Raw genomic sequence first — 20549 nt, forward strand, 5'->3', positions numbered from 1 at the left:
TGACTTATTCGCATCCTGTAGACGTACCTCTTGTTTTATCCTTGTATTTCCCCGTCGTGCTTATTGCCGTATACGTATCAATGTGATAAAATTGAAGCACGAGATCATATAATTCCGGGTCTGTAATAATAAAATCTTTCATTCCGTCGAGCGCAAGTATTATGCCTTCTTGGTCAGAAATATCGCCATTAAATCTTTGAAGAGCATCTCGCATGTTCTCCAAATAAGCATAGAACATCTCTCTATGCTGCATAAATTGATTCTGGTAATATATCTTGTTTTCTTCCATATACGCATGCATGACCTCATGAAGTATGACGGTTGCTACATATTCCTGCGAATAACTCGGCAAGGTTTTGTCATTTAAAGTGACCTTCACGTCAAAATAGGTAATACCATTGCTTCCGGTATGCGGAGGACGCGAAGGAACAGTTTGAGCATTCGCATTATTTGCTACCCTGCCGTCATCAATTATGAAATTGATGTGGTCGTTCACCTCAAAGGTTCCTGTAAGCATATGAGTAAATTCAGCATTTAAGTTCGCTCTAAGCTTTTTCCAAACGTTATTCAAACAAGTATTATCAAGATTGGTCACGATGTCACTCTTGCCATTTTCTCCATTATCAACATCGCGTCCATCGGTATCATTTTCACAATCTCCGGTGAAGCACTCAGTATCGCCAGGTACGTAAACACAATTCTCTTCGGTCCAGTACTCCCCGTTCTCCACCCATTCGCAGATCTCGATCATCTCCGGGCGCTTCTCTATACAATATACTGTATAACCAACCCATTCTATCACCTCACATATCTCATACCCGCCTGAATTTGCCTTTTTAATGTTCCGAAGCTGCTCTGGCCTAGGCCGCTTCCCATGAAATTTTATTCTCTTGACAGCTTGTCCGTATATTATTCTAATACCGAACATCTTTGTACCATCTAACTTTTGATATATGATCCAGCCTGTGAAGTTCCTGTCGAGCTTCCCCAATCGGTTGCTCTTTACTTCTGAGGAGAACTTACCAACTGCGGTGCGATCAGGTATATAAGAAACAACCATCATCTCCAGCTTACTCGCCGCTTTAGAACGGTAAACAATTAAACGGTCAAAGCTAGCATTCAAAATTCTCTCTCTCTCTGATCGAACCACTGCCCGTGGCCCTTCGGGGGTCAACATTGCTTTTCGGACATCGTAAGACATTGGGAGCTCAACATAATAAGAATTGCCAGTTTCTATCTCGACACCTTGATCGAAATGTGGATACTTGTGTTGAATATGCTCTAAAGAATTGGGTGTTGCTGTTTCTGTTTTTTTTGTGCTTGTCACGTTTACTGAGTCGTAGTAAACTTTTGCAGCTTTCAGCGTCAAATGCGTATCAAGTTCTGTTGGAAGATTTGATTGAACTCCTGATACAAGTTCCATCTTTCGACAAGAATGGAAAAGCAATGATAAGAGGAACATGGTGGTTCCAAAGGCGATAAGGTTCTTTTTCATTTTAATATCAACAAAGGTAACCCTCTAATATTGCCAGCAGGTTAAAATGCCATTAACTTATGAGAAATGGATCTATGCAGGTCACATTTCGCACATTTGATTCATAATAAGTTGAATGATAAAACTATACCTTTATAATGTAACCTCAACCAAACCATGAAGTACTTAAAAATAATCGTCATGTTAGCTTTCCTATCGCTGAGAGCACAAGCACAGCCTCTTAAAGACTTTGTTAAGATGAATCACATAAAGGAGGAATGGGAAGGTAGAGGAGCTTGTGATACTTTATATTATAGGGATGCTGTCGAGCCATCACTGATTAACAAGACGATCAGCTTTGTAAAAACTGCCAAGACCTTCCCTGTAAGCGAACTATACGTAGGAAACTATCAATCTCCGCTTCTACTTACAGCAGCAGAGAAGCAATATATTATAGGGGAGCTTAATAAATTAAAGACAGCTAAGTGGCCGTCAGGCATGTTCTCTAATTCTAAAGTGCTAAGATCCAAAGCTGAGGCAGATGCAGTCTTACGTATGACAAACAAACTGCCTCGTAAGAAAGCAAACAATTGTTCTATAGTATACACATTCTCAAGACCTATCTATCTGCGAAACAAAACCATTGCATTCTATTTAGAGCAAGAGCAATACACCCCTTCCGAAACACAGTTAAGCTTCGACTTTTATAGAATAGAGAATGGTGAGTGGAATATCTATGCAAGCGGGTACATTGATATGGGACATAGTGAAGAAGAAACGAATTTGGCAGATACCTCTGTCATACTCAAAGCATCAGAACTATTACCGTCTACATCAGTGACGAATGTAATTTCAGAAAATCTAAAAGCATTTACGAAGCAGGTTGTCGCAGCATTCAGATCTGGAAATGAATCCTCATTTGTTCCTTTGTTCGCAACGATCGAAGAATGGCAGAGCAACGTGATCAAATCAGGCGTGTCGCTTAGTGATTACTCAAAGGAAGAATTAAAGAACATATACAACGGCAGACTAAACGCAATGTTGGAAGGTGTTGGTGTGGCTTTGAATGAGGGTAAGAAACTCAACATTGACTGGGAGAAGACCAATTTAACGAATGTTCAACAAGATCTACAGCTTACCTCTGGTGAGACCGCTGGGAGCAAATCATTAGAGACGTCCACACTTTACATTACTTGCAATGACAACAAGCGTAAATTCATGATAAGGATCGGTCTAATTGAACGTGTCGAAAACGACTGGAAGATACTTAGTCGTGTTTCCTTATCAGCCTTATGATAAGAAAGTGTTTGGTATGGAAACGGAATATATCAATAAACCGAAGGCAAATAAGCTGCCTGCACATTTTCTGAACACATGGTATAGTATAAGTAGTACAGGATAAAAAATGTGCAGCTCTTGAGTGCTGACTTAACCTTGTTGACTTTTAAAAATACAGACCACATTCCACTATAAGGCAAGACTCAAAAGTCCACATCAATGAGGTACGCTATTAATCTTACCATCATTAAACAGTTTGACCTTTAATAGATGATATGTTGTGTGTTGCGCAAAAGCATGAAGTTCATTGCAATACCATGCAAGCAGATGCGGATTGGTGATGTACCTGGTAACACCATATTTCCAAAAAATTCACAAAGTTTGTAATTTCCTTATATAAAGAGATTCGTAAACATTTTTGGAAAAATGGAACATCGCAATACTCTTATTGAAATTCCAGAAATTGATTAAGGAAGTACTCGCTGAACCAATAAATCAGTTGGCTGCTATAGATTAAACACCTATCGAGCAATAAGCAATTCAAACTGATGCTTCGTCTGGATTATTACCTACGTTGAATGCATTTGAATTTATGTAGGTCACATTATATATTGATAACATGAATCTGGACATGAGTTTCTTTGGTACTGAAGATTTTTATAAAGTGCTTCAAATCGATCTTTTTGAAGGGGTGAAGGATATTTATGAAAACAACTTTCATGATTTGCACATGGTGTTGGACAATTATAAAACAAGGTCTAAAGACTTTTTACGTTATCTACACAATTACTTATCATCATTTGCAACGCTGACAGATCATTGTCGAGTTCTTCTGAAGAAGTGTCATGAAGCTTCTGAGACTGTGAGGAAGCGAATACAAAGTGATTTAGCAACGCTACCGTCAAATAATTTCTTAAAGGATTTAAGAAATTACACTTTACACCACTCTCTTCCTTTAACAATGAGAGAAGTTAAGCAGTTGGATGGTCGATTAATCGTTGGAGACCTAATGTGGAGTAGGTCATCATTATTGAAATGGAAAGGTTGGAACGCTCAATCTTATTTATACCTGAACTCTTTAGAAGGGGATATCAGAATTAAAGAGTTATTGGTAGAGCACTATAATCGTATTGCCGCATTCTACAATTGGTTGGAGGAATATCTATTGGAACTCTACAGTGATGCTTTTATTAAATACAAGAACTTACCTTGAATAAATTCTTAATGACTCTTTTTAGAACACAAACCCTAAAGCAGGATTTAGGAATAGTCGAATTACTCAGCAAAGTTACACTTATAGCTGCTATAGCGTGCAAGAGCTTCCCGCATAAACACAGCCTCACTCACAGCCCTTCATTTATTCGTTTGCCATCTTGCACTTGATTGCTATAAGTGTGTATGGGCACGATAATTCTTTTATTCACTTAACTTCATATAACATGAAACAAGTATCTTTGAGTAGTAGACATCGTTTTGTATACGGTGATATATACGGTTGACACTATCGTATAACTTCAAATAGTGCGTTTATTAACAGATTTAACAACATCAACGACAGTATATCGCAATCATGGGGTGCTGGAGGTCGTAGGTTCAAATCCTGCCATCCCGACAAAAAGTAAAAGCATATTTGAAAGGTTAGTGAACCGGTCAGATATGCTTTTTTTGTTTGATAAGGGATATGCAAACGGCCCTACCTGATATAAACTGATCGGTATCGACGTTCGTAAATTATAAAGAATGAAGATAAGGCAAGTGAACAAACAGTGTCCGTATGTTCATGTCCACTCCGGGAATTGAGAGACATTTAGATCTAAAGCTGAGATGGCTTTCATCTCAGACTCACTGAGCTTAAAGTCGAAAATGTTTAAATTCTCGGTCATATGTGCTTTTTGAACAGTTCTGGGTATAGCAACTACTCCTCGTTGGTAATGCCACCTTAAACTTACCTGGGCATTGCTTTTATTATGTTTTTTGCCAATATCAGCTAATGCCTGGTTCGTAAAGAGGCCATTTCTTCCCTCTGCGAATGGTGCCCAGGCTTCCGTTCGTACCCCGTGAGTGTTCATATAAGTATAGGAATCCTTCTCTTGGAAGAAAGCATGGGTCTCGATTTGATTTACGGCGGGTTTGATCTTCGCTACGGACATTAGGTCCTCATATTGAGCTGGTGTGAAATTACTTATACCTATAGCTTTTATCTTACCCTCCTTGTAAAGCTCTTCCATCATTCTCCACGAACCTTTAAAATCACCTCTTGGCCGATGGATCAGATACAGGTCCAAATAGTCAGTATCCAGTTTTTTCAAAGACGTTTCAAAAGCTGTTTTGGCCTTTTCATATCCAGCATCATCTACCCAAATTTTTGACGTGATGAACAGTTCTTCTCTTTTGATACCGCTTTTTTTTATCCCTGATCCAACAAATGTTTCGTTGCCATACCTGCTTGCCGTATCGATAAGGCGATAACCTACCGATATCGCTTCAGCCACAGAACGTTCACATATCTCATTCCTTAAAGAGTAAGTGCCAAAACCCAGAGTTGGCATAAGTAGACCGTTATTGAGTTTAACGGTTGGGACCGTACTATTGTCTTTCATAAGATCTATAGCACCATATGCACTATCACCCAAAAAAGGTAAAAGGATAGCAGAGGTTGCGAACACCGCGCTTTTTTGTAAAAAATCTCGGCGGTTTATCTCTTTTTGTTGGTTCTTGATATCCATAGCATTATGATTTCGATATTACTCGGTAGTATTTTTAGACACTGTTGTAAAGCAAGCTTAAGGTGTCTGCCAAAAGCAGATCATGCGATAGCGAATAAATTGATACTAAGCCTTTGATTGGTTAAATCAAACTTATACAATTAAGACGATCTCCATATATACAGGAGGACATAGGATGATCGATACAGATAAAAGGATTTTTATATAAACCACTGATAATTAATAAATTATATTGTTATAGACTTTGACTATCAGTTGAATTTGATACGATTAAACAATAGAATGAGACAAGTGTCCAGCACTGCCTTAGTGGTAAGTTTGGCTTGACCGCTTGTCGCAAAAGGCCTTAGGCGTTTCGAAAAACTGGTCATACGCTCATCTTTTTACCCAACTTGCGAGAAGCTTTATATAGGGTTATGTTCTTGCGTTCGTTATTCGGTTGACTATCTTAGAGAACCAGATCTTATGAAACGTATACTAACCGTTATGTTTGGGCTGATCGCATTTAGCCTAAATACCATTGCTCAAGACCGACCGTCGGTCAACTACATGGCTTCTATTAAGCGGTATGACCTTTCGAAGCTTTGGCGAGCTGATGCGATCGTTACCCATGGTTCAGATGACATCATAGAAACTGAACCTTTTCCTGAACCCTTAGGCTACATAGGAACTGATCATCAGCGATTCTATATTCATTATACTTCTGTCCGGAAGGACACCTCTGATCCTTACAAATATCTGGTGCAAGGCAAAACGAGAGTTAAAGATCATATCTGTAATATTAAAGGCACTATTACTATCGTCAAGGCGCAACTCTTCAAAGGATCTGACGACCCAAGATATAGGCAAGGTGAGGTTGTTTGCAAGGTGGAGCTAAAAGAAGATAGTGCCCAAAAGCACAGTGGGATGATCAAAGGGCAAATGATAAGTAACTGGTGTTTAGACAAGCGGGATAACCTTTTGTATGATGCTATCAACTTTGTTGCGGATGGTTATTGCAACAACCAGTGCACAGCTGTTTGGACAAGCTACACAACACATCAAAGCAAGATCTGTAACTGGGGCGACTTCAGAATGCCCAATAGCGAGCAACTGGATACAGGGGTTGGGGATGTTTATATTAATGAGCGCTTCATCAAGAATGGCTGGCAGAACTATGTAAAAGCTTATTCTGGTGATAGGCGAGAGGCCAAGCGGGCTATCGCTGAGGAAGAGCGTAAATGGTGGAAGTAGAGCTCTCGCGAATCATGAGCTGTATATGTTCTTAATTGATAAGGTCGAATGCTATGTTCTTCACTTAGACCAGTTCCTCGAGGCTTAAAAATATCGGTATCACTGATCTGCCCCGCTTAGTAAGGGTGTATTCAATATTCAAGGGCTTCAGCCGTATCACCTCCTTCCGCAAGATGCCGGCCTCTTCCAACTCTCTTAGAGCCACTGATAAGGACTGTTTGTTGCTTCCTTTTAATTGCCGTAACAAAGCATTGAACCGCAATGGCGCTGTTGTGGCTATTTTAAATAATTGCGGTTTCCATTTACCTGATAGTGATCTGAGGAGGCTTTGAGCCGGGCAATTATTGTCTGAGTTTTCGGTAAAGGTGGTAGTCATGTTTTCTTGACCTATTGATGGTGAATGTGGTCTTCCTCACCTTTGCTATGGATCAATATCAAGCGATCCTGATCAGATGAGGCTGTCGCAAAGCTACCGACTTTCAGCCATAATCTGACAGGACATTTGTTTATTAAGACAATATGGAGAAAAAGACCAACCCGATGCTTTGCGATATAGAGACCGGCTTATGTGAAGTGCCATCGCAACAGAACGACCGACCAACAGAGGTAAACAACGTCGGCAAAAAGCCACTGAAGATGCTGTACTTCACCGATCCCATCTGTTCATCATGCTGGGGTATCGAGCCGCAGTTACGAAGGCTGAAGTTAGCTTATGGTTATGTGTTGCATGTAGAATATCGTATGGGTGGCTTACTGCCCGACTGGAGCTATAACAGCGGAGGCATCAGCAAGCCGTCGGACGTTGCCCATCACTGGGATGAGGTGAGCCTTCATTACAATATGCCTATAGATGGTGACGTGTGGCTGGAAGATCCGCTGGACTCCTCTTATCCGCCATCTATCGCATTCAAGGCAGCGCAGCTACAGGATGAAAAGAAAGCCCTGATGATGCTTCGCATCATGCGCGAGATGGTCTTTTTGAAGAAGATGAACATTGCTAAGCGCGACATCATCTTGCAGGCTGCTGCTTTAGCCGATCTGGACCTGACCAAATTCGAGGCAGACCTTGATAATGAGGCCCAAAGAGCATTTCAAGAAGACCTCGCCTTGGCACGCAGCATGGGAGTGAGAGGGTTCCCGACCATATTTTTCACCAATGCTACAGGCGATACCGAAAAAGCTTATGGAACTAAGCCGTATGAGGTATATAAGATGGCTATTAAAAAGCTCATACCTAACATAAAAGAACAGGACCATGCCGAAGACCTGAAAGGTTTATTCGGTCTATTCAAAACAATGACCACATGCGAATTTGCCGAGTTGAGCGGCACAACCATAGAGGAGTCCGATCAACTTTTACAGCAAGCCCATAATGACGGCCATATACAAGTATATCATAGCAAGAACGGCCCATTATGGTCACGTTGATACTTGTGTGTAATTGATATAGTTACTATCAATATTCGATACGCACGTCATCGCTTGCTGCATAACCGGTACAGGTCAATATCCAGCCTTGTTTCATTTCGGCATCGGTCAGTACCTCATTCTTCACTACCGTTACTTGGCCCGAGGTGCATTTTACGGCACAGGCGGCGCATACACCGGCGCCACAACTATATGGCAGATGCAGATCATTTTGCAAGGCCGCCTGAAGAATGGTTTGGTTGGCGCCGGTGACCAAGTCATGAACTTCACCATTAAAATTAATGCGGATCTTGTGCGGTTCAAAATTGGTCACGGTGGTGCTTGACGGTACCGTCTCCAGCACAAAGTTCTCGCGGTGAATGTGCGTGTCATCTACATGCATGTACAATAGCGTAAGCCTCACCATGCGCATGTAAGTGAACGGGCCACATAGATAGTATTGAGCCTGCCTAAACGTATCGGGCAGGTACTGGCGGATCAGGTTCTCGGCTACGTAATTGTTCAGTCGCTTACCTTCATCACTGATCAGGTGTATGATCTTTAGGTGCCCACCAGAGGCCGCACTCAATTCATCCAATTCTTTTTTAAAGATGATACTGGAAGCGCTCAGGTTACTGTAAAAAAGATAGACCGGTCGGTCGAAACCCTGAAGGATGAGATACTTTAAATGAGCGTATATAGGGGAGATACCACTGCCTGCAGCAAAATACACGAGTGGTGCATCAAGCAGCGGCTCGGGTAACGTGAACCGGCCGGCCGGTTCAACAGCTTTCCAAATATCGCCTATACGGGCGTAAGTATGCAGGTAACGGGTCACCTCGCCATTGGGGATACGCTTAATGGTTAATGACAGCATCTGCTCGTGCGGCGATGAGCTCAATGAATAGGAGCGACGCACCTCCTGGCCATGATGATCGATCACCAAGGTCAGGAACTGTCCGGCTTGATAACTGACAGTGCCGCCATCAACAGGTAATAGGTAAAAGGTCGAGGTATCGGCCGTGTTGCGCTCGATAGCCTGCACGCGTAACGAAAGCATATTAGCTGATGCTGATCACCAATTTACCGAACTGTGCCGAATTCCCCATTTTATTCACTGCCTTTTGCATATCGGCCAGGGGGTACACCTCGTCTACCACGGGTACGATCTTATGCTCGTTAACCAGGTCAAGCATAGCCTCAAAGTCGTCGGGCGAACCCATCATGGTGCCCAGCAACTGTAATTGCTTGGAGAAAAGCGTCCGGGCAGGAAGCTCGGGTATGTTGCCCGCCGTAGCGCCAAAGAACACGATGCGACCGCCGGCGTTCATCAGGTCAGGTAGCTTAACAAAGTCGGGGCCTAAGGCACTATCGATCACCACATCAAAGCCGCCGGCCATATGTTTCAATTCTTCGGCCCAATCCTGCGCTTTGTAGTTCACACCCGCAGCTGCGCCCAATTGCCTTGCCCGTTCGATCTTATCACCGGAGCCTGAGGTCACAAATACCTGGCAACCTGCGGCTACTGCAAATTGAACGGCATAAGTACCTGTACCGGCACCAGCCCCAACAACCAGTACCTTATCACCTTTTTTGGCTTTGCCTTTAAAGAACAACGCACGGTAGGCGGTTAATCCGGCTAAGGGTAATGCGGCGGCCTGCTCAAAACTCAGGTGTGCTGGTTTAGGGTGCAAGTATTCTATCTTTACCTTAACATACTCGGCAAAAGTACCGTCATCCGGCAAGCCCAGAATATTGAATTCCTTGGAATGATGGTCAGCGTGATCGCCCCAGTCATGGCCCGGGTTAATGATCACTTCTTTGCCTAGCCATTCCTGTCCGGCATCGCCAGCCACTTCTACCACTACACCGGCACCGTCAGACCCTAAGATCGTAGGGTATTTGATGCCCGCATACTTGCCAATGCTGATCCAATGATCGCGGCGGTTAAGAGCTGCGGCTTTCAATTGAACAAGAGCTTCGCCCGGGGCTAAAGTGGGTTTGTCAACTTCCTGAAGGGTGAGAGGCTGATCAGCCCCAACAAGTACTATGGCTTTCATAAACAGAGGTCAGTTATCGCTTATCAGGCGAAATTTAGCAATTTAATATAACCTTAAGATCGATAGACCTTATCGGTATCTATCAAACCCCTTACCTCTTGAGATGTTTTTATCCTTGCTAATGGCATTAATTAAAGGCTTGCCTGAACCCGAGCGGAGACACATTGGTCTTTAATTTGAATAACTTACTAAAAGACTGAGGATGTTCGAACCCCAAGTTATAAGCGATCTCGCTTACAGACAGGTTGGTGGTAGATAGCTTTTCTTTAGCCTTTTCAATAAGTACATAATGGATATGCTGCTGTGCATTTTGACCGGTGAGCGATCGCAGCATATCGCTCAGGTAGGTAGGGGTAAGGTTGAGCTGATCGGCCAGGTATTGAACCGTGGGTATGCCGGACGCCAAAGCCGTCTCGTTATTAAAGTAATTGTTCAGGAGCTCTTCAAGCTGTTGCAGCAAATTATTATTCACGATCTTGCGGGTGATGAACTGCCTTTTATAGAACCGGTTAGCATAGTTAAGCAGTAGTTCTATTTGTGCCATCACCACGTTTTGGCTCAATTCGTCAATTGGGTTGTTCAATTCCTTCTCTATCATCTGGAAAATGGAAGTGATCATCAGGCGTTCATCTTCTGAAAGGTGCAACGCCTCGTTGGTAGAATAGGAGAAGAAACCGTATTGCTTAATGCTTTTTGCCAGCGGATAACCCAAAAAGAAGTCGGGGTGGATCAGCAAGGTATATTGTGAGCATACATTGGTCTCGCCATCATTACGCCCAATGATCTGCCCCGGCGACGCGAAAAGCATTCCACCTTCATCAAAATCATATTGGCTTTGCCCATATCTTAATTTTCCGCTGAGCTTAGGTTTGCACGAGATCTTATAAAAACCAAGCACATGATGCTGTGGCGGACCAGACTGGCCATGAGCACCGTTGATCAAGCTTATCAACGGATGCTTTGGCGCGGGTAATCCGAACGCCCGGTGTGCATCAGCCAGCGACGTAAATTTATGGGGAACGTTCTCTTGCTTTTTCATAGCTAAATTCAATAACAAATGACCGGTATTGGTCAATATCGGTCATTTGCTGATGTTCATCAAATTATTAAGGGTTCTGTAATGTCATTTTTTATTTAGACACTCCCTGCGCTTGGTCAGACACCTCTTTCCATTCTTCCCAGGTGGCCAGGCGTTCGGCGTATGCCTCTTTAACCCACGGTAAGCAATGGCTACCTAAAAAGAAGCGCAAAGGCGGGTTCTCGGCATCAACGATCTTAAACACAGCTTCAGGCGTTGCTTCAGGGTCTCCCCGTTCCATTGTACGTAAGCTACCGAAAAATTTATCTTTATAGTCGGTATAGATGTCAAGGCCTTGTGAGAACTTGAGCGAATCCTGGCTGCCAAATTCGGTAGCATAAGCACCCGGCTCAATAATGGTGACCTTAATGCCAAAGTCCTTTACCTCGGCTGCCAAACTTTCGTGAATGGCCTCAAAGGCCCATTTTGATGAACAATAGTAACCGATCACAGGCAGCGTTACATGCCCTAAATTGCTTGAGGTACCGATGATATGACCGCCGCCTTGTTGACGCAACAACGGCAACGCCGCTTGTATGACCGAGACGGGGCCGATCACATTGGTCTCGTATAAAGCACGTATCTCATCGGCATTGGCTTCTTCAATGGTGCTTACCAATGAATATCCTGCATTGTTAAGCACAATGTCCAGCCTGCCAAAATGTGCATGCGCCTGTTCTACCGCTGCTTTGGCCTGATCGGCGTTGGTAACGTCAAGCTCAAGGGTCAGTACATTGTCGCCATATTTCTCGTTCAAGTGGGCGATGCTCTCTAATTTACGTGCAGTGGCCGCGACCTTATCGCCGCGTTCAAGTGCAGCTTGGGTCCAAACGCTGCCAAAACCACGGGAAGCTCCCGTAATGAACCATATCTTACTTTCTTTTTGCTCTTTCATAATGTATCGTTTTGATAGAACAAATTTGAAGAGATAAGCATATTTACATGTAGCTTAAATGAGGTGTTTTGTAGCCAAAATGAGAATACATGTGGATCAGAAACGACAAAGCCACTGCAAGTATACCTGCAATGGCTTTGTTGTTTTGATGCTCCCTTCCAGTGAGGACCTGGGCGGATGCTTATTTAGCTTTTTTGTACAGCTCGGCAACGTGGTTCCAGTTGATCACGTTCCAGATGGCTGCTAAGTAGTCAGGACGCTTGTTCTGATATTTCAGGTAATAAGCATGCTCCCAAACATCGATACCCAAGATCGGGGTGCCTTTTACAGTGATCTCAGGAAGGTCCATCAATGGATTGTCCTGGTTAGGGGTTGAGGTAACGGCCAGTTTTTTATCGGCAGTTACTACTAACCAAGCCCAGCCCGAACCAAAACGGGTAGCACCAGCTTCGTTCATCTTGGTCTTCAATTCGTCAAATGAACCGAAAGTGCTTTTGATCGCGTCAGCCAGTTCGCCGGTAGGCTCGCCACCACCGTTAGGCGACAGCAAGGTCCAGAATAAAGTGTGGTTATAGTGACCACCACCGTTGTTACGTACGGCTGCAGGGAACTTAGATATATGTTTAACGATCTCTTCGATGCTGCTATTAGCCTCTGGTTTACCTTCTAAAGCTTTGTTCAGGTTGGTAACATAAGCTTGGTGGTGCTTACCATGGTGGATCTCCATAGTGGCTTTATCGATGTGCGGTTCCAGAGCGTCGGTAGCGTATGGTAACGCCGGTAATTCAAATGCCATAGTGACTATTTTTTAAGGTTAAAAAAGATGTATCGTCGCAAATATAAAGGGTTGACCCTCATAATTGTTCAGATTATTGTTAAGTTTTTGTCCGCTTGTTCCGGAAGAATTCACGCACCAGTTCGGCACATTCGTTCTCCCGTATACCGCCGGTAATGATGGTCTTGGGGTGGGTAACTTTCTGGTTCAAACGCCCGAAACCCATGCGTGTATCATACGCGCCGAACACGATCTTACCAACTTGGAACCAGTACGATGCGCCGGCGCACATCACGCAGGGTTCCAAGGTCACATACAGGGTGCAATCCTTCAGGTATTTACCGCCAAGGTAGTTGGCAGCAGCCGTAAAGGCCTGCATTTCGGCGTGGGCCGATACATCGTTCAACCGTTCGGTCAGGTTATGCCCACGGCCAATGATCTTACCCTGGCAGGTCACGATCGCGCCGATCGGTATCTCGTCCTCGGCATAGGCCAAGCGTGCTTCACGCAGGGCTTCGGCCATAAAGAACTCGTCGGGCGAGAGGGTGTTCTCGTTATCAAAATTGATATAACGCATCAGATCAGTTTGCTGCCGTTAGGCACGGGGCGCTCAACAGCGGTGAGTACGATGTCGCCATTCTCGTCGGCTAGGCCGGTGACCAGGAACTGCGACATAAAATTGGCTATCTGCTTTTCGGGAAAGTTGACCACGCCCAGTATCTGGCGGCCGATCAATTCTTCTTTAGTATAATGCTTAGTGATCTGGGCGCTTGAGCGTTTAATGCCCAACGGACCAAAATCTACCGTTAGCTGATAGGCCGGCTTGCGTGCCGCGGGGAAATCGGCCACCTCAATGATGGTGCCCGCCCGCAGTTCCACTTTCTCAAAGTCGGCCCAGGTGATAGTTTGCATGAGGGCAAATATAGAACCTCTCCCAACCCTCTCCAAAGGAGAGGCCTTAATATTTTACGTCATCGCGAGGCACGAAGTGATTTCTGCGTATGCAAGCATAAGCTTTTACAAAGACCGCTCCGGGCCTCGGATGGCGGGTTTGTGAGACAGACGCTTTATCTTTGCTCATGCCCTCGCCCGAAACCACTTACCGTAAGATCATCCATATCGATATGGATGCTTTTTATGCATCGGTGGAGCAGCGTGATTACCCGGAGTATCGGGGTAAGCCTATCGCGGTGGGCGGCTCCCCGGAGGGTAGGGGTGGCGTAGTGGCTACGGCCAGTTATGAGGCACGCAAGTATGGGGTGCGATCGGCCATGTCGGCCAAAAAGGCGCAGCAGCTTTGCCCGCATGTGATCTTTGTGCGGCCACGATTTGCGGTCTATAAAGAGGTATCGCAACACATCCGTGAGATATTTGGCCGTTATACCGACCTTATCGAGCCGCTATCATTAGATGAGGCCTATCTGGATGTCACTGAAGATAAGTTGAATATAGGGTCGGCCATTGAAGTGGCACAGCAAATCAAACAGGCCATTGCCGATGAATTACAGCTGACAGCGTCGGCGGGTGTATCGGTCAACAAGTTCGTGGCTAAGATCGCATCGGATATTAATAAACCTAATGGATTAAAGTTCATCGGTCCATCGGCCATCGAAGGGTTCATGGAGGCACTGCCGGTAGAAAAATTCTTTGGAGTGGGTAAGGTGACCGCCGAAAAGATGAAGAAGATGGGCCTGCATACCGGCCTCGACCTGAAACAGCTTACAGAGGATGAGTTAGTAAAAAGCTTTGGCAAAGCGGGTCACTTTTATTACCGCATCGTTAGGGGGATAGACGACCGCCCGGTGCAGCCCCACCGTGAGACCAAATCAATGGGGGCCGAAGATACCTTTGCTTACGACCTGACAGAACTGGACGAGATGAGCGCCGAGCTGGACAAGATCGCCCGAACGGTAGCCGATCGGCTGGAACGTTATGCGCTGAAGGGCCGCACTGTTACGCTCAAGATCAAATACCATGATTTTAAACAGATCACCCGCAATCGCTCTTTTACCGAACCAGTGGGCGATGTAGATACGCTGCAGCGCACCGCCAAAGAGTTGTTGGAAGCAACAGGACTTGATGAAGTGAAGATCCGGCTACTGGGTATATCGGTATCCAACTTTGGCGATCTGCCGCCAAGGATAAGTAATGCAGGCGACCCCGATCAGCTGACGTTGTTCTAACGGACGCAAGTGAGCTGTACCGTCCACTTTCGTCAGATCCTTAAAATTCTTACTTTCGGGTGAACCAATTATCGTTTTACGTGGCAGGTACTTTTCTGAGTAAACACAAACAGACCATTGCTTACAGCATATCGCTGGCGTTGGCCCTGTTCGTGCTGAAGTGGCTCGAGTTCAAGTTGCTGATCATGCGGCACTCGTTCGAGATCTATGCCGGTATCATTGCCGTGCTGTTCATGGCACTGGGTGTTTGGCTGGCACTTAAGTTGGCCAAGCCTACCGTAACAGAGCAGATCGTGGAGGTGCCGGTGTTTATCGATACGGCCAAAGACGATTTTGTGTTGAATAAGGAGGCGCTTACCGAGACCAACATGAGCCGCCGTGAATTGGAGGTGTTGCAGTTGATGGCCGATGGGTTAAGTAACCAGGAGATCGCCGAAAAACTCTTTGTATCTGTCAATACTGTTAAAACACATTCGGCAAGGCTATTTGAAAAACTGGAAGCCAAGCGACGCACACAGGCAGTAGAGAAAGCCAAGCGTATCGGGCTGATCGCATAGCACTGGTTCGTCATCCCAAAGCATGAATGAGCACTGAAAAAGTCAAAATCATCCTAAAGTATGACCGGCAAAAGCGGGTGATGACACACTTTTGAGCCATAAAAACACTTCAACAAATGAAAAAGAGTATTTGGATATTCGGGTTGTTATCGGGGTTGGTGATAACCGGTTTTATGGTCTTCTCGAGCGTTATGTGCCACAGCCACCCAGAGCGGCAGGATATAGGCATGGTGCTGGGTTACACCGGTATGTTGCTGGCCTTCTCGTTCGTATTCGTCGGCATCAAAAACTACCGCGACCGTTTTAATGGCGGTGTGATCACCTTTGGCGAGGCTTTCAAGATCGGTGGGTTAATGGCGCTGGTGGCCTCTACCATGTATGTGATCGTGTGGCTGTTCGAGTTCTACCTATTTATGCCCGATTTTATGGAAACCTACATGAAGCATGTGATCACCCAGGCACAGCGTGACGGCGCCTCACAGGCCGAGATCAACAAGCAAATAGCTGAAATGGCTTGGTATCGTGATGCATATAAGACGCCTTTTGGTGTGATCGCCCTTACTTATATGGAAGTGATACCAGTAGCCCTGGTCATGACACTGATCAGTGCATTGATCCTGAAACGCAAACCTAAAGCACCGGCGGCCGTTATGGCCTGAGGGGTCTCACCTTACGCTTTTAGCCAGATCAGTTCGGTCTTTGAACGGCCGCCGTCTAAAGTGATGAGGCGGTAGCCGAAGCGTTCGCTGGATATCTGTATCTCATCGGCCTGCTCGTTGATCTGGTACGAAACGGCTGGTGTGATGTATTGCTTAAGCAAGCCCTCGGTATGCTCGTGCGGCATGTGGTAGTGTCCGCATAAGATGGTGATTGTCTTGGCTGAGTTTTCCAGGACAGCATGCAACTCGTCGCGGTTCTGCAAAGGATAAAGGTGATCCACAGGGGTATCGACCGACAGTACCGGGTGATGTACACAAAGCATGATCTGATGGGGAGTTTCCAACTGCCTGCGGAGCCATTCCAATTGTTCGGCGCTGATCGCTCCTGGCGATGAATCCAGGAAGATGTACCTTGTGCCATCCGGGTCAATGCTATAATACAGTTGCTTGTGATCACCCTTCAAAGGCTCATGGTAATGAGCGACCACATCGTCATAGCGATCATGGTTACCAATGATCGCATGATAAGGGATGCCGAGCTTTTGTAAGCTATCGAAAAAATGTGCGTAGGCGCTTGAAGAACCGATATCGCCGCCAATGATCACATGATCTACGTGGCGAGTGGCCACATCGGCCAGGGCCTTTTGCCAATTGTGGTAGGGGTCAACGCCATGGCTGTTCATGTCCACTTCATCCAGGTGGATGTCGGTCAAAAAAGCGATGGTGGTCATGCGTCGGCGGGTTTCTTTACGGTGAAGCAAATGGTGGTCTCCTGGCCCAGTACCGAACGGGCGTATACCGTTCCGCCTAATTTTTCTACCAGGGCCTTCACCGTGCTTAAACCGATACCGGTCCCTTTTTTGTCGAAACGGTCGGTACGGCCGGCCGTAAATTTTTCGTCGAATATGCGGGTGATGTACTGTGGCTCTATACCAATGCCATTGTCGGTCACCTCAATGGTAAAATACTCGGCATCTTCGGTCACCTGGAAGCTTATCAACCCTTCCGGCTTGTCATTATAACGGATGGCATTAGTAAGCAGGTTCAAAAAGATCTGTTCTAATGCCACGCCTGGTACATGCAGGATGTGCTCTTTTTCAGGAAGCTCTATATGTATCGAGGCCGGTATCTCGATCAGCTTCATGAGCTTGGTGATAAGGGAACTTACATTGACAAGTTCGCGCCGTGCCAGCATACTTGACGGCGACGTGGAATACACCAGTATCTCATCTACCAAATGCAGTAATTGCTTTGACGAGCGAATGTTCATCTCTACTAACTTAAGGCTTTTGATATCATCAGATGATTGTAACTGGCGTTGCAGGGCCTGCGAGGATAGCAGCATACTGCTGAGTGGGTTCTTGATATCGTGGGCCACCATACCTGCGAATCGCTGGATGAACAGGTTCGATTCCATCAGCGCGACGTTGGCCTCCTCCAGTTCGCGGTTCTTTTTGCGTAACTCCAGCAAGCTTGATACCTGCTTGCTTAATACCTTGAGCGCATTGATCTGTTGAGGCGTCAGGTCATTCACCTTATTGTCGATCACGCACAAGGAGCCCAGTGCATGGCCATCATTAGTGATCAATGGTACACCCGCATAAAAAACGATGTTAGGGAAACCGGTAACCAGCGGATTTTGGGCAAAGCGGGGATCGTTTCGGGCGTCCTTCACGATCATCACATCATTCTCCACGATCGTGTAAGCGCAAAATGCCTGCTCTTTAGGCGTCTGTTTAAGATCAACACCCACGATGGATTTAAACCACTGGCGTTCGTGATCCACCAGGCTGATCAGCGCTACCGGTGTTTGGCATATCTCAGATGCCACCAGTACGATCTCGTTATATTCAGCTTCCTCAAGCGTGTCAAGTATGTTATAGGATCTTAGCGACTCCAGGCGCTCGTTCTCGTTAGCTGGTAAAGGAATGTTGGACATATATGATCAAGCAACGGAAAATAATTTAACTCAATAAAGCTAACGGTTTATAGGCAAGGATGTGTCACCTCTTATACATTTTAATAACTTGCTATTTGACCGTGCGCCCTTTCCACTGGTACTTGCTGGTACTGCCCATCAACCCCACGTAAACAAAGTAAATGATGTGGATAGGTGATAACAAAATGAGCAATAGCACCGAACTTCCCCTTTTAAAAAAGGTACATATCGGCAACAGAAAAGCCGCCTCGAACAGGTACTTGAACAGCATTTGCAGGGCGAAGAGCTGCAAAAAGTAAAGATCGTAAAAGCTCAGCAGCATGTTAGCCAGCAGGCTGACGTTAAAAAGCCAGATGCATACGGCCAGCGCGGTCACTTTTTTATCCTTGTACTTGGTGGTCTTGGAGGCCCAGCGGCGGCGCTGTTGTAAAAAATCGGCAAGAGTAGGTTTGGCGTGGGTGTACACAATGGCATCACGGTCCCTCAAAAAGCCGATGCGGCCCGGGTATCTTTCGGCCACCTTTTGCAACAGGAGCTCATCATCGCCCGAGGCCACATCATCAATGCCTTTAAAACCCCCAACCTCGTAGAACACGTCTTTTCGGTAGGCAAAGTTGGCGCCGTTGCAGGTAGATGCGCGGCCATTACCGATAAATGCCGCCCCTATACCGATCAGGTACGAGAACTCCAGTGTTTGCAATCGCTCGAACAAGCTCTTTTCCTGGAAATATCCTACCGGCGAAGAGATCATGACCCACTGTTGCGTTTCGTAGTAAGACACGATACTGCTTAACCAGCGCGTACCCATGCGGCAGTCAGCGTCAGTGGCCACCATCAGTTCGCCTGTAGATCGGTCGATGGCTTTGGCAATGGCCATCTTTTTATAGGAGTTCAGTTTTTCGGTCTCATTCATTTGCAGCAGTTGAATACCCTGTGGGGCGTAGCTGCGAATAATGTCGGCGGTGTCATCGGTAGAGTGGTCATCAACAATGATCACTTCCAGTAAGTGTTTGGGATAGTCTTGTGCTAAAATGTCGTCTATAGTTAGCCGGATGTTCTCGGCCTCGTTACGGGCAGCGATCAGCAGGGTCACTTTGGTGTGCAGATCGGCGGGCGCAGATCGTACCCCCGGTTTACGCAAGGCCGCCCAGCCCCTGATCAGGTAAATAAGCACTACCAGATACAGGCTGGTAAGTAATAGAACAACAGTACTATAGATCGTTATCAAAGAACCTTAATTTTAGAACGAATACCGAACCGATGATGGCCGGCAAAATGATGTTGGTGAACCAGATCAGTGCAACTGCCGCAATAATAGCGATATGCTGATTGGTAACGTATTCAAAAAGCTTGTCGGCAGTGGCGCTGCGTACGCCAATATCCACCACATCAATAGTAGGTAAAACCGATTGAATAAAAAAGAACACCGATGTTAATAGCATCACTTTATGTAAAGCGATCTGCGGCAGCAGCAAGTGGATGATCAGGTAATACTGGAACGAATAGGTAAGGAAGCGGGCCAGGCAAAAACACATGATCACCAGCAGCTCATTAGAGCGGTAACGCTTTAATACATCAAAAAAGCGGTGATACTTGCGTAGAAAGGGTATAGCGTTCAGCAACGAAGCCACCCACCTTACATTGAAGTAAAAAATGAGCATCAACGTCATGAAGCCCAGGCCGGTGGTCAGCATACCGATATACAGCCAAAAGTTGACATGCAAAAAGTAGTAAATGAACCACAACAGGGAAGCCGACCCCAAAACGCAGGTGACCACCATTTGGCCGAACGTACCCACCGCCATAGCAAAAACGCCATGTAAACGCTTACGCTTGGGCAGGAACATGACCCGGCCGCCAAATTCGCCCCAACGGTTGGGGGTAAATATAGCCAGGGTAAGTCCACAGAATACCGAGCTGATGGACTGCCAGGCAGAGATAGGTGCCCATTTACGGGTGAGGTATTGCCATTTATAAGCCTCTTGCAGGTAATTGAATACCATCAGGATGCCGATAAGCGTTACTGTGATCACGGCATATACGGTGTTCACCTCGGTAATGATATCGGTAAAGTGCTTGAGCCCTTCGCTATTGGTAAGGCGTTTATAAATGAACAGGAAGGCGAGGGCCAATATACCGGCCTTTACCAACCACGATATCCATTTTTTTGTAGTATTGGTCAAGGTATTGCGAAGAGCGATCAAAGTAATTGTGCAATGTTATAAAAAAGGGCAGGCTAAATGCCCGCCCTTTTCAATTTATGTTCATAATGGATCAAACTATTA

The 20549-nt window shown here is 45.6% G+C and carries 21 protein-coding genes; 7 read left to right on the forward strand and 14 right to left on the reverse strand.

Annotation, left to right across the window (positions count from 1 at the left end):
* Window positions 1-4 precede the first annotated feature (4 nt).
* On the reverse strand, window positions 5-1495 hold the full coding sequence (locus LLH06_RS00450) for a hypothetical protein (RefSeq protein ID WP_228171268.1): 1491 nt from the start codon (window positions 1493-1495) through the stop codon (window positions 5-7).
* 156 nt (window positions 1496-1651) lie between these two features.
* On the opposite strand from LLH06_RS00450, the gene LLH06_RS00455 reads away from it, so the two are divergent.
* Both LLH06_RS00455 and LLH06_RS00460 read left to right on the forward strand, forming a co-directional pair.
* Complete coding sequence (locus LLH06_RS00455; RefSeq protein WP_228171269.1) at window positions 1652-2770, forward strand: hypothetical protein; 1119 nt, start codon at window positions 1652-1654, stop codon at window positions 2768-2770.
* 601 nt (window positions 2771-3371) lie between these two features.
* Window positions 3372-3965 carry a hypothetical protein gene (locus tag LLH06_RS00460; RefSeq protein WP_228171270.1) on the forward strand — a complete coding sequence of 198 codons (594 nt, stop codon included), beginning with the start codon at window positions 3372-3374 and terminating at the stop codon, window positions 3963-3965.
* Window positions 3966-4530: 565 nt separating this feature from the next.
* Here the strand turns inward: LLH06_RS00460 and LLH06_RS00465 are convergent.
* Window positions 4531-5478 carry an aldo/keto reductase gene (locus tag LLH06_RS00465; RefSeq protein ID WP_228171271.1) on the reverse strand — a complete coding sequence of 316 codons (948 nt, stop codon included), beginning with the start codon at window positions 5476-5478 and terminating at the stop codon, window positions 4531-4533.
* 549 nt (window positions 5479-6027) lie between these two features.
* Between LLH06_RS00465 and LLH06_RS00470 the strand changes: the two genes are divergently transcribed.
* Window positions 6028-6711: a hypothetical protein gene (locus tag LLH06_RS00470; protein WP_228171272.1), complete on the forward strand. Its 684-nt coding sequence runs from the start codon at window positions 6028-6030 to the stop codon at window positions 6709-6711.
* A gap of 64 nt (window positions 6712-6775) precedes the next feature.
* Here LLH06_RS00470 and LLH06_RS00475 read toward each other — a convergent pair whose 3' ends face one another.
* The gene (locus LLH06_RS00475; protein WP_228171273.1) at window positions 6776-7087 is read right to left on the reverse strand and encodes a winged helix-turn-helix transcriptional regulator; all 312 of its coding nucleotides are present in this window, start codon (window positions 7085-7087) and stop codon (window positions 6776-6778) included.
* Window positions 7088-7230: 143 nt separating this feature from the next.
* On the opposite strand from LLH06_RS00475, the gene LLH06_RS00480 reads away from it, so the two are divergent.
* Window positions 7231-8139, forward strand: a complete 909-nt coding sequence (locus LLH06_RS00480; protein ID WP_228171274.1) for a DsbA family protein — start codon at window positions 7231-7233, stop codon at window positions 8137-8139.
* Between the two features lie 28 nt (window positions 8140-8167).
* On the opposite strand, the gene LLH06_RS00485 is transcribed toward LLH06_RS00480, so the two are convergent.
* From LLH06_RS00485 to LLH06_RS00515, 7 genes are all read right to left on the reverse strand, one after another.
* Window positions 8168-9178: a ferredoxin--NADP reductase gene (locus tag LLH06_RS00485; protein WP_228171275.1), complete on the reverse strand. Its 1011-nt coding sequence runs from the start codon at window positions 9176-9178 to the stop codon at window positions 8168-8170.
* A 1-nt stretch (window position 9179) separates the two neighbouring features.
* Window positions 9180-10178, reverse strand: coding sequence for a quinone oxidoreductase family protein (locus LLH06_RS00490; protein ID WP_228171276.1), 999 nt, complete (start codon window positions 10176-10178; stop codon window positions 9180-9182).
* A 127-nt stretch (window positions 10179-10305) separates the two neighbouring features.
* On the reverse strand, window positions 10306-11217 hold the full coding sequence (locus LLH06_RS00495; protein WP_228171277.1) for a helix-turn-helix domain-containing protein: 912 nt from the start codon (window positions 11215-11217) through the stop codon (window positions 10306-10308).
* A gap of 91 nt (window positions 11218-11308) precedes the next feature.
* Entirely contained in the window at window positions 11309-12151 is an 843-nt protein-coding gene (locus tag LLH06_RS00500) for an SDR family NAD(P)-dependent oxidoreductase (RefSeq protein ID WP_228171278.1), read from the reverse strand.
* Between the two features lie 181 nt (window positions 12152-12332).
* Window positions 12333-12947: a superoxide dismutase gene (locus LLH06_RS00505; protein ID WP_228171279.1), complete on the reverse strand. Its 615-nt coding sequence runs from the start codon at window positions 12945-12947 to the stop codon at window positions 12333-12335.
* Window positions 12948-13026: 79 nt separating this feature from the next.
* The gene (locus tag LLH06_RS00510) at window positions 13027-13503 is read right to left on the reverse strand and encodes a nucleoside deaminase (protein ID WP_228171280.1); all 477 of its coding nucleotides are present in this window, start codon (window positions 13501-13503) and stop codon (window positions 13027-13029) included.
* A complete protein-coding gene (locus LLH06_RS00515; RefSeq protein WP_228171281.1) occupies window positions 13503-13838 on the reverse strand; it encodes a tRNA-binding protein in 336 nt (111 codons plus the stop codon). Before LLH06_RS00515 ends, LLH06_RS00510 begins: the two co-directional genes overlap by 1 nt.
* Before the next feature lie 167 nt (window positions 13839-14005).
* On the opposite strand from LLH06_RS00515, the gene dinB reads away from it, so the two are divergent.
* The 3 genes from dinB (at window position 14006) to LLH06_RS00530 (ending at window position 16325) form a co-directional block, all read left to right on the forward strand.
* Window positions 14006-15109: a DNA polymerase IV gene (gene dinB, locus LLH06_RS00520; protein ID WP_228171282.1), complete on the forward strand. Its 1104-nt coding sequence runs from the start codon at window positions 14006-14008 to the stop codon at window positions 15107-15109.
* Between the two features lie 80 nt (window positions 15110-15189).
* Window positions 15190-15666, forward strand: coding sequence for a response regulator transcription factor (locus tag LLH06_RS20725; RefSeq protein WP_317206698.1), 477 nt, complete (start codon window positions 15190-15192; stop codon window positions 15664-15666).
* A gap of 116 nt (window positions 15667-15782) precedes the next feature.
* Window positions 15783-16325: a DUF4199 domain-containing protein gene (locus LLH06_RS00530; RefSeq protein WP_228171283.1), complete on the forward strand. Its 543-nt coding sequence runs from the start codon at window positions 15783-15785 to the stop codon at window positions 16323-16325.
* An 11-nt stretch (window positions 16326-16336) separates the two neighbouring features.
* Here LLH06_RS00530 and LLH06_RS00535 read toward each other — a convergent pair whose 3' ends face one another.
* The 4 genes from LLH06_RS00535 to LLH06_RS00550 all read right to left on the reverse strand — a co-directional run bounded on the left by LLH06_RS00535 (window position 16337) and on the right by LLH06_RS00550 (window position 20447).
* The gene (locus LLH06_RS00535) at window positions 16337-17056 is read right to left on the reverse strand and encodes a metallophosphoesterase family protein (protein ID WP_228171284.1); all 720 of its coding nucleotides are present in this window, start codon (window positions 17054-17056) and stop codon (window positions 16337-16339) included.
* Entirely contained in the window at window positions 17053-18264 is a 1212-nt protein-coding gene (locus LLH06_RS00540; protein ID WP_228171285.1) for a GAF domain-containing sensor histidine kinase, read from the reverse strand. Before LLH06_RS00540 ends, LLH06_RS00535 begins: the two co-directional genes overlap by 4 nt.
* 91 nt (window positions 18265-18355) lie before the next feature.
* Window positions 18356-19492 carry a glycosyltransferase family 2 protein gene (locus LLH06_RS00545; protein WP_228171286.1) on the reverse strand — a complete coding sequence of 379 codons (1137 nt, stop codon included), beginning with the start codon at window positions 19490-19492 and terminating at the stop codon, window positions 18356-18358.
* Window positions 19476-20447 (reverse strand): lysylphosphatidylglycerol synthase domain-containing protein, encoded by a 972-nt coding sequence (locus tag LLH06_RS00550; RefSeq protein WP_228171287.1) that lies wholly within the window; start codon window positions 20445-20447, stop codon window positions 19476-19478. Before LLH06_RS00550 ends, LLH06_RS00545 begins: the two co-directional genes overlap by 17 nt.
* Window positions 20448-20549 lie beyond the last annotated feature (102 nt).

This window comes from Mucilaginibacter daejeonensis, assembly GCF_020783335.1.
Lineage (GTDB): Bacteria > Bacteroidota > Bacteroidia > Sphingobacteriales > Sphingobacteriaceae > Mucilaginibacter > Mucilaginibacter daejeonensis.

What these genes read in the sequence shown, in the direction of transcription:
- LLH06_RS00515 (WP_228171281.1), bottom strand. Translation starts at nt 13,838, where the DNA reads ATGCAAACTATCACCTGGGCCGACTTTGAGAAAGTGGAACTGCGGGCG.
- LLH06_RS00455 (WP_228171269.1), top strand. Translation starts at nt 1,652, where the DNA reads ATGAAGTACTTAAAAATAATCGTCATGTTAGCTTTCCTATCGCTGAGA.
- LLH06_RS00460 (WP_228171270.1), top strand. Translation starts at nt 3,372, where the DNA reads ATGAATCTGGACATGAGTTTCTTTGGTACTGAAGATTTTTATAAAGTG.
- LLH06_RS00530 (WP_228171283.1), top strand. Translation starts at nt 15,783, where the DNA reads ATGAAAAAGAGTATTTGGATATTCGGGTTGTTATCGGGGTTGGTGATA.
- LLH06_RS00490 (WP_228171276.1), bottom strand. Translation starts at nt 10,178, where the DNA reads ATGAAAGCCATAGTACTTGTTGGGGCTGATCAGCCTCTCACCCTTCAG.
- LLH06_RS00535 (WP_228171284.1), bottom strand. Translation starts at nt 17,056, where the DNA reads ATGACCACCATCGCTTTTTTGACCGACATCCACCTGGATGAAGTGGAC.
- LLH06_RS00495 (WP_228171277.1), bottom strand. Translation starts at nt 11,217, where the DNA reads ATGAAAAAGCAAGAGAACGTTCCCCATAAATTTACGTCGCTGGCTGAT.
- LLH06_RS00510 (WP_228171280.1), bottom strand. Translation starts at nt 13,503, where the DNA reads ATGCGTTATATCAATTTTGATAACGAGAACACCCTCTCGCCCGACGAG.
- LLH06_RS00465 (WP_228171271.1), bottom strand. Translation starts at nt 5,478, where the DNA reads ATGGATATCAAGAACCAACAAAAAGAGATAAACCGCCGAGATTTTTTA.
- LLH06_RS00470 (WP_228171272.1), top strand. Translation starts at nt 6,028, where the DNA reads ATGGCTTCTATTAAGCGGTATGACCTTTCGAAGCTTTGGCGAGCTGAT.
- LLH06_RS00480 (WP_228171274.1), top strand. Translation starts at nt 7,231, where the DNA reads ATGGAGAAAAAGACCAACCCGATGCTTTGCGATATAGAGACCGGCTTA.
- LLH06_RS00500 (WP_228171278.1), bottom strand. Translation starts at nt 12,151, where the DNA reads ATGAAAGAGCAAAAAGAAAGTAAGATATGGTTCATTACGGGAGCTTCC.
- LLH06_RS00540 (WP_228171285.1), bottom strand. Translation starts at nt 18,264, where the DNA reads ATGTCCAACATTCCTTTACCAGCTAACGAGAACGAGCGCCTGGAGTCG.
- LLH06_RS00475 (WP_228171273.1), bottom strand. Translation starts at nt 7,087, where the DNA reads ATGACTACCACCTTTACCGAAAACTCAGACAATAATTGCCCGGCTCAA.
- LLH06_RS00505 (WP_228171279.1), bottom strand. Translation starts at nt 12,947, where the DNA reads ATGGCATTTGAATTACCGGCGTTACCATACGCTACCGACGCTCTGGAA.
- LLH06_RS00450 (WP_228171268.1), bottom strand. Translation starts at nt 1,495, where the DNA reads ATGAAAAAGAACCTTATCGCCTTTGGAACCACCATGTTCCTCTTATCA.
- LLH06_RS00485 (WP_228171275.1), bottom strand. Translation starts at nt 9,178, where the DNA reads ATGCTTTCGTTACGCGTGCAGGCTATCGAGCGCAACACGGCCGATACC.
- dinB (WP_228171282.1), top strand. Translation starts at nt 14,006, where the DNA reads ATGCCCTCGCCCGAAACCACTTACCGTAAGATCATCCATATCGATATG.